Annotated in this window: 12 protein-coding genes; 4 read left to right on the top strand and 8 right to left on the bottom strand. The window is 45.3% G+C overall.

Annotated elements, in window-relative coordinates; all coding sequences use genetic code 11:
- Positions 1–51 precede the first annotated feature (51 nt).
- Both D1627_RS08515 and D1627_RS08510 read left to right on the top strand, forming a co-directional pair.
- Positions 52–357: a hypothetical protein gene (locus tag D1627_RS08515; RefSeq protein WP_119431776.1), complete on the top strand. Its 306-nt coding sequence runs from the start codon at positions 52–54 to the stop codon at positions 355–357.
- A gap of 155 nt (positions 358–512) precedes the next feature.
- Positions 513–1,229: an SIMPL domain-containing protein gene (locus D1627_RS08510; RefSeq protein WP_119431775.1), complete on the top strand. Its 717-nt coding sequence runs from the start codon at positions 513–515 to the stop codon at positions 1,227–1,229.
- A gap of 108 nt (positions 1,230–1,337) precedes the next feature.
- On the opposite strand, the gene D1627_RS08505 is transcribed toward D1627_RS08510, so the two are convergent.
- The gene (locus tag D1627_RS08505) at positions 1,338–2,336 is read right to left on the bottom strand and encodes a hypothetical protein (protein WP_119431774.1); all 999 of its coding nucleotides are present in this window, start codon (positions 2,334–2,336) and stop codon (positions 1,338–1,340) included.
- A 494-nt stretch (positions 2,337–2,830) separates the two neighbouring features.
- On the opposite strand from D1627_RS08505, the gene D1627_RS08500 reads away from it, so the two are divergent.
- Positions 2,831–4,384 (top strand): GAF domain-containing protein, encoded by a 1,554-nt coding sequence (locus D1627_RS08500; RefSeq protein WP_119431773.1) that lies wholly within the window; start codon positions 2,831–2,833, stop codon positions 4,382–4,384.
- A 37-nt stretch (positions 4,385–4,421) separates the two neighbouring features.
- Positions 4,422–8,525, top strand: a complete 4,104-nt coding sequence (locus D1627_RS08495) for a chemotaxis protein CheB (protein WP_119431772.1) — start codon at positions 4,422–4,424, stop codon at positions 8,523–8,525.
- A gap of 113 nt (positions 8,526–8,638) precedes the next feature.
- Here the strand turns inward: D1627_RS08495 and D1627_RS08490 are convergent, their stop codons facing one another.
- The 7 genes from D1627_RS08490 to sufB all read right to left on the bottom strand — a co-directional run bounded on the left by D1627_RS08490 (position 8,639) and on the right by sufB (position 14,794).
- Complete coding sequence (locus D1627_RS08490; protein ID WP_119431771.1) at positions 8,639–9,052, bottom strand: OsmC family protein; 414 nt, start codon at positions 9,050–9,052, stop codon at positions 8,639–8,641.
- Between the two features lie 129 nt (positions 9,053–9,181).
- Positions 9,182–9,493 (bottom strand): metal-sulfur cluster assembly factor, encoded by a 312-nt coding sequence (locus D1627_RS08485; protein ID WP_119431770.1) that lies wholly within the window; start codon positions 9,491–9,493, stop codon positions 9,182–9,184.
- A gap of 12 nt (positions 9,494–9,505) precedes the next feature.
- Positions 9,506–9,931: a SufE family protein gene (locus tag D1627_RS08480; RefSeq protein WP_119431769.1), complete on the bottom strand. Its 426-nt coding sequence runs from the start codon at positions 9,929–9,931 to the stop codon at positions 9,506–9,508.
- Positions 9,932–9,941: 10 nt separating this feature from the next.
- Positions 9,942–11,192 (bottom strand): aminotransferase class V-fold PLP-dependent enzyme, encoded by a 1,251-nt coding sequence (locus D1627_RS08475; protein WP_119431768.1) that lies wholly within the window; start codon positions 11,190–11,192, stop codon positions 9,942–9,944.
- Between the two features lie 4 nt (positions 11,193–11,196).
- Positions 11,197–12,543, bottom strand: coding sequence for a Fe-S cluster assembly protein SufD (sufD, locus tag D1627_RS08470; RefSeq protein ID WP_119431767.1), 1,347 nt, complete (start codon positions 12,541–12,543; stop codon positions 11,197–11,199).
- A gap of 8 nt (positions 12,544–12,551) precedes the next feature.
- The gene (sufC, locus tag D1627_RS08465) at positions 12,552–13,319 is read right to left on the bottom strand and encodes a Fe-S cluster assembly ATPase SufC (protein ID WP_119431872.1); all 768 of its coding nucleotides are present in this window, start codon (positions 13,317–13,319) and stop codon (positions 12,552–12,554) included.
- Between the two features lie 20 nt (positions 13,320–13,339).
- The gene (gene sufB, locus D1627_RS08460) at positions 13,340–14,794 is read right to left on the bottom strand and encodes a Fe-S cluster assembly protein SufB (protein WP_119431766.1); all 1,455 of its coding nucleotides are present in this window, start codon (positions 14,792–14,794) and stop codon (positions 13,340–13,342) included.
- Positions 14,795–14,809 lie beyond the last annotated feature (15 nt).

The following is a 14,809-nucleotide window of genomic DNA, read 5'->3' as shown; positions in this document are numbered from 1 at the left end:
CATTCTTATAACCTAGTTCTTTAAAATCAAACAATAGATACAACCTAAACTATGGAAAATAACACGCCACAAAACGGAAATAACAACGGTAACAAGACTAACCAGGAAGGCAGTGTGCTATCTATGTTACAACCGCATGATATGTCCAGAACTGTTGAGTCGGCGATGCACGTAATGCAGGGTCGCTCCGAAAAATTGCCTGAATTAATGCAGGATGTCGGCCATATTATACTCAAAGCGACTAAGCGCTTTTCAACCACCCAGCTTATACTTGCGGCAGGCGCGCTAACTATTGGTGCAATACTTATTTCGAGGTATAACTCAGATGGTGATGAAGCCGACTATGAAGAAGCTTAATATTAATACTCAAAAATAATTCATGGCCCTCAACTTTAAGTTGAGGGCTTTTTTATGCATTATAGTTTTATGGCATGGGGATTGTTTACTGTGCATATAATAGCTAATAACTATATTGCTTTGTGTTTCCAAAGTATCAACCTAAACATAAAACCATGAAAAAGACAAACCTACTGCTGTTTCTTGTAATGCTTCTGGCTACCGCTGCATTTTCGGCTCAGGCTCAGCAAGCGCAACTGCCACCTTTGGTAAATGTGAGTGGCATAGGGGAAGTTAAAGTGCAGCCTAACGAAGTGTTGGTAAACTTAGGCGTTGAAACCCGAGAAAAGACATTGGATGCTGCCAGGAAAGAAACAGATAAGAAAGCAGCTGCTATTATTAACTATTTAAAGAAACAAGGCATCGACGCAAAAGACATTCAAACGTCTTATGTAACTCTGCAGCCCATTTATAATAGCGGCGAATATGGCCGTACTTCCCCAGACTTCTATCAAGCGCAGAAAAACATGACGGTTCGGATTAAGAAGATTGAGAAATTCGACGCTACGCTTTCCGGGCTGTATGAGATAGGCGCGAACCATGTGAACGGAGTGCAGTTCCAAGTATCTGATGTAGAAAAGTATAAAACCGAAGCGCGGAAGAAAGCAGTGGCAAACGCGAGAGAAAAAGCCAATCTGCTAACCTCAGAGCTCGGCGCTAAGTTAGGGCGCGTGTATGCTATCAGCGAATCAGGTGGAAATGGCGGCCCGCGGCCCATGTATAAGATGGCTATGATGGAGTCGGCTTCTTATGATAGCTCAGGAGGCTCATCTATTGCAGGAGGAGAGATCGTGATTACGGCTAACGTAGATGTAAGCTTTGTGATAGACTAGCTCAAATCATATACTGCGTAAACAATTAATATAGATTTTTTCTCAGATAGACATAAAAAAGCCACCTGGTTATGTGTAACAGGTGGCTTTTTCTGTAAATGTTAAATTTTAAACCTGTTTTGCGAAATGCTCCATAGGTTTAAAATTGTTATCGGCATCAAGTATGAAACTTAGCGGCTGGGCAGGGTTTTGCAAAATTTCGGTTTCCCGGATGCTCCAGGGCTTCAGCATTTCCTCGAGCATGTGGGCATAAGCGGTCATGTCCCAGGGGTTAAATATTTCATTGGTAACGTCATCAATCAAGGTGTCTAAAACAAGGTGATCATCTTCTGGCTTAACAGGCCTGATAAAATATTCAGGCACTACGCTGAATATATAGGCAGCATAAAAAACGCGCGCCTTAAACTCTGCCAACTGGATTGGGTGCAGCGGCTTATTCTCAGTGATCTGGTGCAACTTACCTAACGCGCGCCGGATAATGCCATTATCCAGTAATGTGCATACTATGGCAGCAGAACCTAGCTTGACGCTGAAAGACATGGTGGTTAGCTCGTCCTGATACTCAAATGGCAGGTTGTCTTCAGTAGGTGCTACCTCAAGTATGAACAGGGAGCAAGGCAGAAAGTCATGGAATTCCATGGGCACGCGCAAGGACTGTAGCACCTGGTAAAATGAACGGAACTTGCCAAGCATTTTAGGGTCTTCGCTCACTGCATATTCTGGCATTACCAATGGGTTGGCTTCTTTGATAAGCTCATTTATCAAAGAGCCGTAATACATCTTGCCAATCCATTGAAACAGCCTTTTGGGAGGCAAGGCGCGCAGGCCCTCCACACCGTTTTCGGCGGCTTGTTGTACATCAGCCTCTAAGGGTAGTAAGTAATGGGTGTGGCAGCGGTCGCAGCAAGGTATAGAGAGCTGGCTAAAAGTGGATACGCTTTTATCTAGCAGCAACAGCTCCTTATTTTGCAGATTATATTTGTCTTGCAGCCATTCAGCAAAAACTGGTGCGCGGTGTTCTGTGGTAATTATTGTGCCGCAGAGAAAGCAGTTTGTGTCCGTAAACTGCATCTTCTCAAAGGGGTCATATAGCGTTAGGTCAATCATGGGCGTATTCTATTTCAACATACAAAGATACGGAAGCTAGTATGAGTTCCGAAATCACTTCTTAAATAGTGTATGTAGCTCGGGTGCTGCAAATCAGTCGCAACAATTTAAGGAGCTCACTGTTTAAGCGTCGGCGGGCTAATTTAAGGAGGTATTCAGTATTGCTGATTCAAGTGCGTGTCGTGTGCAAGGCAAGCTTATGCAACACTTGTAGGGGAGAAAATATCTTGTTAAAAGATTAGCAACTTGGCCTCGTTTGGTTTTGGGGCCAATAATATAAAGCTTACATTTGAAAGGGTAATGTTTTGCCTACAGCAAAGGGTTTCAAAGCTTTTCTTCAATAATTTTTTAGGTTTAGTTTACACTTATGAAAGTTATTTGAACTAGCTTATTAATTAATATCAGGATGACACGTAATAGTATACCTTGAGCTGTAATGTGGCGCACTACTGATGAGATACACATTAAAATTGAGCACAATTAATTAAATCTGGATGGAAAATAAGGCAGCACCAATAAACGTTAATTTAGATAAAAACTACGATTCTGACTTTTGCGGAAGCATTCCTCTCCATCTGGTAAATCTTATACAGCCACATGGTGCGCTGCTTGTAGTAGGTAAAAACGACTTACAGATAGCGCAAGCAAGTGAAAACGTAGCGCATTACCTGAAAATGCCGATTGATGAACTGTTAGAGAAGCCTCTCTCGGATTTTATTTCTGCCAAGCAGTTTAAGGAGCTGCTATCAAAAATGGAGCGCCAGCAGCATCACGTAAAGATTCCTTTCGACCTTACTTTTCAGGTGTCAGGAGAGGCCAAGGCCTTTATGGCCTTAGTGCATCCTAAGGAAGAGTATATATTGATAGAGTTAGAGCCTAATGTTGAGGCAACTAAAAAATCATTCGCAGGGCTATACCAGCACATCAAGTACATTACAAACTTGCTAAAACAGGCTGCGGATACATCAGAGGCTGCCCAGTTAGCAGCTGTCGAGCTAAAGCACCTAAGCGGCTTTGACAGGGTTCTGGTATATCAGTTTGATCCAACATGGAACGGTATCGTGATCGCACAGGCTAAAGAGGACGATATGGACGATTATATGGATTTGCGGTTTCCTGCATCTGATGTGCCTCGCCAAGCCCGCGATTTATACTATAGAAACCCTTACAGGCTTATACCGACCCGTGAATACACGCCTGTTGGGCTGATTCCGATTGTGAACCCAGTAACGCAGCGATTCACCGATCTATCGGACTGTAACCTAAGAAGTGTGGCGGTCGTGCACCTGGAATACCTTGCAAACTTAAAAATCACAGCCTCTATGTCGTTGCCGCTTATAGTGGATAACAAGCTTTGGGGGCTGATTTCATGCCATCATAAAACTGCTAAAAACCCTGACTACGAGGAGCGCTCAGCCATGGAGTTATTGGCCGGTATCTTATCTGCTCAAATCTCCGGGAAAGAAAAGGAGAAAGGTATATTGTTGCGGGCTCAGCTTCGTGGGGTGCATGCCCATCTGTTAGAGCAACTCTATAACCAAGCCGGTTTCATAGATGGCCTGCTAAGCGGCAGTACTACCATCATGGATCTGCTTTCTGTTACAGGTGCAGCTGTGCTTTATGAAGGCAATATCGTTACTATTGGCTCAACGCCGAGCAAGCAGGAACTGAAGGAGCTGGCGTCTTGGCTGCGACGTAATAAATCAGAACAGGTTATCGCAACAAATTCGCTCGCTGCAGAATACGTGCAGAGCAAAGCTTACAAGGATGTAGCGAGCGGCTTAATAGCATTGCCGATTCATGCTGAGCACGGCGAGTATGTCTTTGGGTTTAGACCGGAAGTGCTGCAGACTGTAACATGGGGAGGCAATCCAAACGATGCTATCCAAATAGAAGCCGATGGCAAATCCTATCACCCAAGAAACTCCTTTGCCAGTTACCAGGAAACCGTGAAGTTCACAGCATTGCCCTGGGAAGACGAAGAGTTGGAGGCCGCTGCAGTTTTACGAAGCGCTGTTTTGGAAAAAATCCTCAAAGAGAAATATTAATCGTGCCGGTCTGCCTATTGGACGTTGCTAGCTTATAATGACGAATAAAAATTTGCCTGTGCCTAACCCTGCCAAGAAATTAAACCCAACCGATCATTACCTGGTGGGTATTGGAGCGTCTGCCGGAGGCCTGGAGGCCATTCATGATCTTTTTGACCATTTCCCAAGCAACTCCAGCTTCTCATTTGTTATTATCCAGCACCTTTCGCCGGATCATAAGAGTTTGATGGCTGAGCTCCTGAAAAAGCACACCAGCATGCAGGTGCAAGAGGCAGAAGACAAAATGTTCACCAAGCCAAACTGTGTGTATGTATTGCCTAGCGGCAAACAGCTTACACTTGAGCATGGGCGCCTGCGCTTAGCCGATAAAACAAGAAGCCGCGAGCCAAATTTTGCGATAGACCTGTTCTTTTCGTCCATGGCTAAAGACCGTGGCCAGTATGCTATTGGCGTGGTGCTATCGGGTACAGGAACTGATGGCACCAAAGGTGTAAAAGCCATTAAAGAAGCAGGTGGCATGGTCGTGGTTCAGGACCCCGGCACAGCAAAATTCGATGGCATGCCGCGCAGCGCCATTGATAAAGGCTTTGTTGACTATGTGCTTCCCCCGGCCGATATGCCAGAGGAGATTATTGAATATACTCGTAAAATTCCATTGGTGGTAAACCTTATTGAACAGCGTACTAACAGCAACGATGAGGTTGTGCTGCAAGAAATATTAGACCTTATCTGCACCCACACACAAACAGATTTTACCAATTATAAGCAAGCCACCATTAATCGCCGGGTTAGGAAGCGCATGGATACGATGGGCATTGAAACCCTTAGCGAATACCTCACCTACCTGCACGAGCACCCGGGTGAGATAAAGCAGCTTTGCCAGGAGTTTTTCATTAATGTTACAAAGTTTTTCAGGGATCCGGAAGCATTTGAATTGCTGGAAAAAGAGGTTATCCCCAAGATTGTTGCCAGAAAGTCTGAGGATGAAACTATAAAGGTATGGGTAACGGCATGTAGTACTGGCGAAGAAGTATACTCCTTGGCTATACTGTTTATGGAGGCCTTCGAAAAGTTAGGCAGAGAGCCTAATATAAAGCTCTTCGCCACCGATATCGATCAACAGGCTATTTCTCAGGCATCAAAGGGAATGTACCCATCCACTATTGAAAAGGATGTGTCTGATGAACGGATTCGCAAGTTTTTCCATATAAAGGGTAGCAACTACATTATAAACGAGGATGTGCGCAAACTAGTGATATTTGCGCAGCACGATTTGCAAAAGGATCCGCCTTTCAGCAAAATTGACCTCATTACCTGCAGGAATATGCTCATTTATCTCAACTCTAGTTTGCAGAACAAGGTGTTGGGGCTTTTCCCGTATGCGCTCAATTTGCAAGGCTACCTGCTACTCGGGCCTAGTGAGCATATCGGAGAGGTGAAGTCATTTTTTATTGAGGAAGACCGTAAATGGAAACTGTATCGCAAAATTAAAGAAGGGAGAGGTACACAGTCGTCTTATGGGGCGCGAAATTATACTTCTACCACATTGCAAAGCAGTTCGCTTAAGGACTTTTCAAATCAACAAACGGCCCGTTACAACAATGCGTTTATGGATGCTGTTTCCGAGGACTTTAAAGTTACAGCGTTGTATGTAGATGAAAGCTATCAATTGCTGCATGGCATCGGGGATATAAACCGCTTCCTTAAATTCCCGGATAAGCGCTTGCATTTTAACCTGATCAAAATGGTTCCTGAAGAACTTGCCGTAACGTTAAGTGTAGGCATCCGGAAGGCACTAAAGCAGGACACCAAAGTAATTGCCCGCCAAGTGGCTGTGAAGATTGACGGCAAAGAGCAATTAATCCATGTATCAATCCGGCCGGTCACAACAGAGGATGGGCCAGCGCGGGTAATACTTGTTTTGTTGCAGGAAGTAGGCGAGGTGAACCCATTACCAAGAGTTTCAGACATTATGACGATGTCGGACTCGGATTATTATAAGCAACTTACTGCACTTGAGTTAGAGCTTAACGAGGCCCGCGATAGTTTACAGCTTACCGTGCAGGACCTGAGCACCTCTAACGAGGAACTGCAATCCAGTAACGAGGAACTGATGTCGAGCAACGAGGAGCTACAGAGCTCTAACGAGGAGATGCAGTCATTAAATGAGGAACTGCACACTGTTAACTCCGAGCACCAGCTCAAGATAAAGGAATTGCAGGAGCTGAATGAGGATCTCGATAACTATATCCGTAGCTCCAATGTAGGGCAGCTATTCGTGGACCACAACCTGGTAATCCGTAAATTCACGCCTTCCATTGAGAACCTGATCAACATTATGGATGGAGATGTGGGCAGACCGATTCACCACCTCTCCCATAACCTGAAATACTCACGCTTAATCGAAAACATACAGCACGTTAACAACTCATCAGATGAAATTGAGCAGGAAGTAGAAACCCAGGACGGTAAATATTACCTCATGCGCATTCTGCCATACCTGAAACACAATGGTAACAAAGATGGTGTAGTGGTGAGTTTTGTGGATGTAACCACTCTGAAAAACCTAAGCAATGTAGTGCAAGGCGTGCTCAATAGTTCCTTAAGCAGCATTATGGCGTTTCAGGCGCAACGCAATGAAAAACGGGAGATTGTTGATTTTAAATGGACCTTACTAAACAACCGTGCAGAAGAACTTGCAGGCGCCTCGCATGCCGAACTGCTTCACCGGAGCGTATTGGAGCAACTGCCGGTTCTAAAGAAAAGCGGGCTTTTTAACAAATTTGTTAAAGTTGTTGAGGTTGGAGTACCGCTGCACCTGGAGCAAACCCTTGAGATTAACGAACAGAAGCTTTGGTATGAGATTGTAGCCGTTAAAATGGGCGATGGTCTAACAGTTACAATGGCTGATGTTACAGAGAAGAAGGAGAGCGAGGACAAGATCATCGAGGCGTATGAAGACTTAAAGAAGGCAGAGGAAAACCTGATAAAGCTGAATAATGAGCTCGAAAAACGCGTAGCTATCCGCACGCAGGAGCTTGGCGCCAGCGAAGAGCGTTTCCGATTGGTGTCTATGGCAACCAATGATGTAGTCTGGGACTGGAATCTTGTTTCTAATGAGATATGGTGGAGCGACACGCTTAAATCTATGTTAGGGTACGAGGTTGGCGGTTTAGGTGAAGGTGTAAGCGGTTGGTTCGAGAAAGTACACCCCCAAGACCGTGATAGGGTGGTGAAAGGTATAAACCAAGCTATAAACTACGGAAAGGACCAGTGGGCTGATGAATACAGGTTTGAAAAGAAAGACGGTAGTTATGCCTACGTCTCAAACCGTGCTTATATTATGCACAACGAGTATAAAATTCCATACCGCATACTTGGGTCGTTTATTGATATCTCAAACCTAAAAGAAACCGAAGAGCAGCTACAGCACACCAACGACCACCTGTTGCGTGTAATTGCTGACTTGGACACGTTTGTGTATACTGCCTCTCACGACCTGAAATCTCCTGTGGCAAACATTGAGGGCTTACTATTGCTGCTGGAAAAGCAGATTGCCGATGCAGGCACTATTCCGGGAGAGCCTGTGCAGCCTGTCTTCGATATGCTCAAAGACTCTATTTACAGGTTTAAAAATGTGATCAAAGACCTAACAGACATAGCCAAAATCCAGCGCGACGTGGATGGAGAGCCTGAGTCAATCAGTTTTAAGGAGGTAATGGACGACGTAATGTCTACCTTTCAGAAGCAGGTAGTGCAAGAGGGGGCTAACTTATTGATTGATTTTGATGGGGCAGACACAGTTCAATTCTCACGAAAAAACCTTTACAGTATACTTCATAACCTGGTGAGCAACGCCCTGAAATATAAATCACCGGAACGCAAACCAGAGATCAGCGTTTCCACTAAGAAGGTTGATGGCTATATTCTGCTAACTGTTACGGATAATGGCTTGGGAATGAGTGAGGATAATCTATCGAAGATGTTTACTTTGTTTAAGCGGTTCCACTCGCATGTGGATGGCACAGGTATGGGGCTATACATAGTTAAACGCATGATTGATAATGCTAACGGTAAAATTCAGGTCGAGAGCACCGAAGCCCAAGGTACGACCTTTAAATTGTACTTCCGGAATGAATAGTTCAGGATTATAGCCAGACTATTTCAATTTTAGCCTGTACAACATTCTTACTGGAAACATAAAAGCCACCCTAAAATAAAGGTGGCTTTTATGTTTCCAGTAACTCTAAGGAGCTATTGATTTAAGGTATAGCTTGAGCTTATATCCGTATTAAGAAGCTTAGAAACCGGGCAGTTTTTCTCGGCATCTTGCAACAGCTCTTTAAATTTAGCCTCATCGATGCCTGGCACCTGGGCTTTCACTTCTAGTTCGGATTTAGTGATGCTGCCATTATCCAGGGTGATCGTGCAGTTTGTTTCGAGCTTATCGGGTGTGAAACCCGCCTCTGTTAGGTTAAAACTCAGTTTCATGGTAAAACAACCTGAGTGTGCCGCCGCTATGAGTTCTTCAGGGTTTGTGCCTTTGCCCTCTTCAAAACGGGACTTGTAAGAATATTGGGTTTGCTCTAAAACGCCACTTTGCGTGCTTAACTGTCCTTTTCCGTCTTTACCGGTACCTTGCCACACGGCTGTTGCTTTTCTTTTCATCAGTTTTATTTTTTGTTTTTGAATTTTAATCAAGCCTGATCAGATTCGATGCTCAGGCAATAGTAATAACAACAGATTTTCTGAAGTTTGGGTTACACTTTCTTTCTGGTACATCAAAAAGTATAAATTTTATAAAAAGCCTAGTTCAAGCTTTGCCTCTTCGCTCATCATGTCGCGGTTCCAGGGCGGGTCGAAAGTTAACATGACATAGGCATCTTCTACGCCTTCTATGGCCTCTAGTTTCTGCTGCACTTCAAACATGATGTCATCGGCGACTGGGCAGGCGGGTGCAGTAAGCGTCATGGTTACGCGCACTTTGTTTCCGTCTTGTACATCTATCTCATACACTAATCCAAGGTCAAAGATATTTACAGGTATCTCGGGATCGTGCACGGTGCGGAGGGCATCTTCTACTTTATCTCTTATTTCTGCTGATGTCATGGTAGGAATATTTTATTGCAATGATTTTGCCTGATAAGCAACGGCGTATAACTTTATCTGCTTCAGCATTGAAAGCAGGCCATTGGAACGGGTGGGAGAGAGGTGACTTTGTAAACCGATTTTATCTATAAAATAGATCTCTGCGTCAGCAATATCTTTTGGCTGTTGGCCGGATAAAACCTGAATAACCATACTTACCAGGCCCTTTGTGATGAGTGCATCGCTGTCGGCGGTGAAATGTAACAGCCCATCTTTCAGCTCGGCATGCAGCCATACTTTAGACTGGCATCCTTTTATCAGATTGTCATCGATTTTATACTTATCATCAATCAAAGGAAGCTCTTTGCCAAGCTGGATGATGTATTCATACTTGTCCATCCAATCATCAAACAGCTCAAAATCTTCAATGATGAGGTCTTGTTGCTCGTTTATCGTCATGCGTTTTGTGTTAGCCTAACATCATAGCAGCCTTTTTAGTAGCGGCCACCAGTTTATCAATCTCTTCGGTTGTGTTGTAAAAAGCCAGTGAGGCGCGTACTGTGCCGGGTATGCCAAAGAAGTTCATGATCGGTTCAGTGCAGTGGTGCCCTGTGCGCACAGCAACGCCTTGCTTATCCAGGATCTCGCCTATGTCAAACGGGTGAATATCATTGATTAAGAAAGAGATAGAAGCTGATTTTTGCGCAGCCTGGCCTATAAATCGAATCCCATCTATTTGCCTTAAAGCATTTGTGGCATAGGTCAGTAAGGCATGCTCGGTGTCGTAAATGTTCTGAAGGCCAAGCTGCTCCAGGTAATCTATGGCAACGCCTAACCCTATACCTTCGGCAATGGCTGGGGTTCCGGCCTCAAACTTCAGCGGCAGCTCGTTATATGTTGTTTTCTCAAAGGAAACAGTCTTAATCATGTCGCCTCCACCCTGGTAGGGCGGCATCTGGTCGAGCCATTTTTCTTTTCCGTACAGCACGCCAATGCCTGTTGGCCCACACATTTTGTGCCCGGAGAAAGCCACGAAATCAGCATCCAGATCCTGCACATCCAGCGGAATATGCTGCACAGCCTGCGCGGCATCAATCAGCACCGGTATGTCCTGAGCATGCGCCTGCTCAATTACTTCTCGGACAGGGTTTATTGTGCCAAGGGTGTTAGAAACATAAGTTAGCGAAATAAGCTTTACCGTTTCATCCAGCATGTCAGTAAAGGCATCCATTTGCAATTCGCCTTTCTCATTCATAGGTATAACCCGCAGCGTTGCCCCATGTGCTTCACAGGCCATTTGCCAAGGCACAATGTTGGAGTGGTGCTCCATGGCTGAGATAAGTATGCTGTCGCCGGGTTTCAGGAACTTCCGGTTAAAGCAATTGGCAACCAGGTTTATACTTTCCGTGGTGCCTTTCGTGAAGATAACCTCATGCAGGTGCTCCGCATTGATGAAGCGCTGCACTTTCTGGCGCACAATCTCATACTCTGAGGTGGCTTTTTGGCTGAGGTAATGCACACCCCGATGGATATTGCTGTTGCTAGAAGTATAATAATCGTTCATGGCCTCTATCACGGCCAACGGTTTTTGGGTGGTGGCAGCGTTATCCAGGTACACCAGTGGCTTGCCGTATACTTCGGTCTGAAGTATGGGAAAGTCCTGGCGGAGCTGCTGCACATCCAGCTTCCGGGTTGTTGAAATGGTAGAGTTGCCAGACATGATTTTATACGTTAACCAGCTCCTGCTTGGCAGGAATATGCTGTGTGATGAGTTTATTGATGTGTTCTTCCAGAGCTGGAATGCGAATGTTTTCCGTTACATCAAAAGCAAAGGCAGTAACCAGCATGGCACGCGCCGCATCCTCGCCAATACCTCTCGACTGCAGGTAGAACATTGCTTCCTGGCTAAGCTGACCGATCGTTGTGCCGTGGCTACACTTCACGTCATCCGCAAAAATCTCGAGCTGTGGTTTGGAGTTGATAACCGCCTTAGGACTTAGTAGTAGGTTGTTGTTCTGCTGAAAGGCATTCGTTTTCTGAGCATCCTGATGCACATATACCTTACCGTTGAACACGCCGACAGCATTATCCAGCAACACACCTTTATATACTTCGTTGCTCTCGCAGTTGGCAAAACGGTGGTTCATAAACGTATGGTTGTCTACCAGTTGTTTGCTGTTTGCCAGGTACAAGCCGTATAAATGTGTTTCGGTGTGTTCGTCATCTAGGTTGATATGCAGGTTATTGCGCAGCAACTGTGCGGAAGGCAGTGAGAATGTATAACCGCTGTACACACTATCGCGCTTTTGGCTTACTTCGGTATGGTGCAGGTTCCTGAGCTGCTCGTTTGCCGTTTGTAAAGTGTAATGTTGCACGTTCGCATTCTCAGCAACAGCCACCTCTGTCAGGCCATTCACAAAAACAGTAGCGCCATTGCCCGGGGCAACAACCGATTCTATTATACTTAGCGATGCGCTGCGGTTAACCACAAACAGGTTGCGGGGCTGCGTGAAAAGGTTATCTGCCGAGGAGTAAGTATGGATAATGTGTAATGGTTTATCCAGGTGGCTGTTTGCGTCTATCTCTAAAAACAAACCGCCAGTGAACATGGCAGTATTCAGGGCTGCAAAATGATGCTTACCTGCATCGACTATCTTTCCGAAATGCTTTTGAAAAGACGGTTCCTGCATGGCCTCCTCAATGGAGATAACTTTTAAAAAAGCCGGAAGCTGATTAGTATCTACTGCGGGTTGTAATTGCCCGTTGTGCAGCACCAAAGTATAGCAATCCATGCCAGGAATAGCGGCTGCCTGATGGGCTTGCTCCAGCTCTGTGGCCGTTGCCTGTGGTGTAGTGCTTAAAGTATAGTTTTCTCTCAGGAACGGGATAACGTTCGTATACTTCCAGTCTTCCACTTTGGTAGTAGGGAAGCCCAGTTCCTGAAAAGTATGAAATGCGTTTTGTCTTAGTTTATGTATAGCATCAGGCTCGCTTGCGCGGCTTCCAGAGAAACGCTCCTCATACGCTTGCAAAAGCGCCTGATACAGTGGAATAGAATGTTGGTTAACCATGTGTGCTCTTAATGTACAGTTTCGGTTGCAGGATAAGATTCTTTCAGCCAGTCGTAGCCTCTTTCCTCCAGCTCCAGTGCCAGTTCCTTAGTTCCTGATTTTACAATACGTCCATCATAGAGCACATGAACAAAATCAGGTACAATGTACTCCAGCAGGCGTTGGTAGTGTGTAATAATCACAAAGGAATTATGCTCGTTGCGCAGCTTATTAACACCTCCGGATACAATGCGAAGGGCATCTATATCCAGGCCAGAGTCCGTTTCGTCTAGTATAGACAGCTTCGGATCAAGCATGGCAAGCTGCAGGATTTCGTTACGCTTTTTCTCGCCACCCGAAAAGCCCTCGTTCAGTGAACGGTTGATTAGCTTGGCGTCAAATTCCACTAGTTTCTGCTTCTCTTTAGTAAGCCGCAAAAACTCTTTTGCCTCCATTGGGGGCAGGCCTTTGTACTCACGAATCTCGTTTAGAGCGGTGCGCAGAAAGTTAATATTAGATACACCAGGAATCTCAACCGGATACTGGAATGCCAGGAATAGACCCTCGCGGGCACGAATTTCTGGCGCCATATCTAGCAGGTCCTTATCTTCAAACAAAACCTCGCCTTCGGTTACTGTATAGTTTTCGCGGCCAGCAAGCACAGCCGATAAAGTACTTTTACCCGAGCCGTTTGGGCCCATAATGGCATGCACCTCACCGGGCTTAATGTCAAGATTAATTCCTTTCAGGATTTTCTTATCCTCAACCTCTGCGTGCAGGTTTTTTATACTTAGCATCATGTAAATCTTGTTTAATGTTAACCTACGCTGCCTTCCAGCGTGATTGATAATAATTTCTGAGCCTCTACGGCAAACTCCATCGGTAACTGATTCAATACTTCCTTGGCATAACCGTTTACGATCAGCGCTACGGCTTTTTCTGAATCTATGCCGCGTTGGTTGAGGTAGAAAATCTGGTCTTCACCGATTTTGGAGGTAGTGGCTTCGTGCTCTACCATGGCCGTATTGTTCTTAGTTTCGATATACGGAAACGTATGCGCACCGCAACGGTCGCCAATCAGCAGGGAATCACATTGCGTAAAGTTTCGGGCATTTTCAGCCTTCGCACCAACGTGCACCAAACCCCGGTAACTATTCTGGCTACGTCCGGCAGATATACCTTTGGAGATAATTCGGCTCTTGGTGTTGCGTCCTAGATGATATATTTTAGTACCTGTATCAGCAATTTGCCTGTTACCTGTTACCGCCACAGAATAAAACTCCCCACTGGAATTATCACCTTGCAAAATAACGCTTGGGTATTTCCAGGTAATGGCAGAGCCGGTCTCGACCTGCGTCCAGGATATTTTGGAGTTCACGCCACGGCAAGCACCGCGCTTGGTTACAAAATTATAAATACCGCCTTTGCCCTCTTTGTCGCCTGGGTACCAATTCTGTACTGTTGAGTATTTTATCTCGGCATTATCTAAGGCTATGAGTTCTACCACAGCGGCGTGCAACTGGTTCTCGTCGCGCATCGGGGCGGTGCAGCCTTCCAGGTAACTTACATAACTACCCTCATCGGCTATAATAAGCGTGCGCTCAAACTGGCCAGTGCCCTGAGTGTTTATACGGAAGTATGTCGATAGCTCCATCGGGCACCTCACACCCTTGGGGATGTATACAAACGAGCCATCCGAAAAAGCAGCAGTGTTTAAGGAAGCAAAAATGTTGTCGGAGTGCGGAACCACCGAGCCAAGATACTTCTGCACTAGCTCCGGGTGCTCCTGCACGGCCTCACTAATGGAACAGAAGATTATACCTAGTTCTTTAAGCTTTTCCTTGTATGTGGTAGCCACAGAAATACTATCGAAAACGGCATCTACGGCTACCCCAGCCAACACCTTCTGCTCATTCAACGGAATGCCAAGCTTAGCGAAGGTGGCTAAAAGTTCCGGGTCAACCTCGTCCAGGCTTTCATACTTCTTTTTGTTTTTGGGAGCGGCATAGTATGAAATTGCCTGAAAGTCCAGTTCAGGCATCTCAAAATTCTGCCACGTTGGCATCTCAGACTTCATAAAAGCCTTATAGCCGCGCATCCGCCACTGAAGCAGCCACTCCGGCTCCTCTTTTTTTGCCGATATAAACTTGATTACATCCTCGTTAAGACCAGGAGGTGCCACATCCATTTCTATGTCCGTGACAAAACCAAATTCATACTCTTTAGTGGCAATCTCGTTAATTAACTCGTTACTGTCTACTGTATTTGCCATAATTGTATTTTGCTA

The sequence above is a fragment of the Pontibacter oryzae genome, from assembly GCF_003576375.1.
GTDB classification, from domain to species: domain Bacteria; phylum Bacteroidota; class Bacteroidia; order Cytophagales; family Hymenobacteraceae; genus Pontibacter; species Pontibacter oryzae.
This window is presented reverse-complemented; position numbering and strand designations above follow the sequence as displayed.

Bases quoted from the DNA above. Each gene is read 5' to 3' on its own strand.
- D1627_RS08515 (WP_119431776.1), top strand. From the start codon at position 52: ATGGAAAATAACACGCCACAAAACGGAAATAACAACGGTAACAAGACT.
- D1627_RS08510 (WP_119431775.1), top strand. From the start codon at position 513: ATGAAAAAGACAAACCTACTGCTGTTTCTTGTAATGCTTCTGGCTACC.
- D1627_RS08505 (WP_119431774.1), bottom strand. From the start codon at position 2,336: ATGATTGACCTAACGCTATATGACCCCTTTGAGAAGATGCAGTTTACG.
- D1627_RS08500 (WP_119431773.1), top strand. From the start codon at position 2,831: ATGGAAAATAAGGCAGCACCAATAAACGTTAATTTAGATAAAAACTAC.
- D1627_RS08495 (WP_119431772.1), top strand. From the start codon at position 4,422: ATGACGAATAAAAATTTGCCTGTGCCTAACCCTGCCAAGAAATTAAAC.
- D1627_RS08490 (WP_119431771.1), bottom strand. From the start codon at position 9,052: ATGAAAAGAAAAGCAACAGCCGTGTGGCAAGGTACCGGTAAAGACGGA.
- D1627_RS08485 (WP_119431770.1), bottom strand. From the start codon at position 9,493: ATGACATCAGCAGAAATAAGAGATAAAGTAGAAGATGCCCTCCGCACC.
- D1627_RS08480 (WP_119431769.1), bottom strand. From the start codon at position 9,931: ATGACGATAAACGAGCAACAAGACCTCATCATTGAAGATTTTGAGCTG.
- D1627_RS08475 (WP_119431768.1), bottom strand. From the start codon at position 11,192: ATGTCTGGCAACTCTACCATTTCAACAACCCGGAAGCTGGATGTGCAG.
- sufD (WP_119431767.1), bottom strand. From the start codon at position 12,543: ATGGTTAACCAACATTCTATTCCACTGTATCAGGCGCTTTTGCAAGCG.
- sufC (WP_119431872.1), bottom strand. From the start codon at position 13,319: ATGCTAAGTATAAAAAACCTGCACGCAGAGGTTGAGGATAAGAAAATC.
- sufB (WP_119431766.1), bottom strand. From the start codon at position 14,794: ATGGCAAATACAGTAGACAGTAACGAGTTAATTAACGAGATTGCCACT.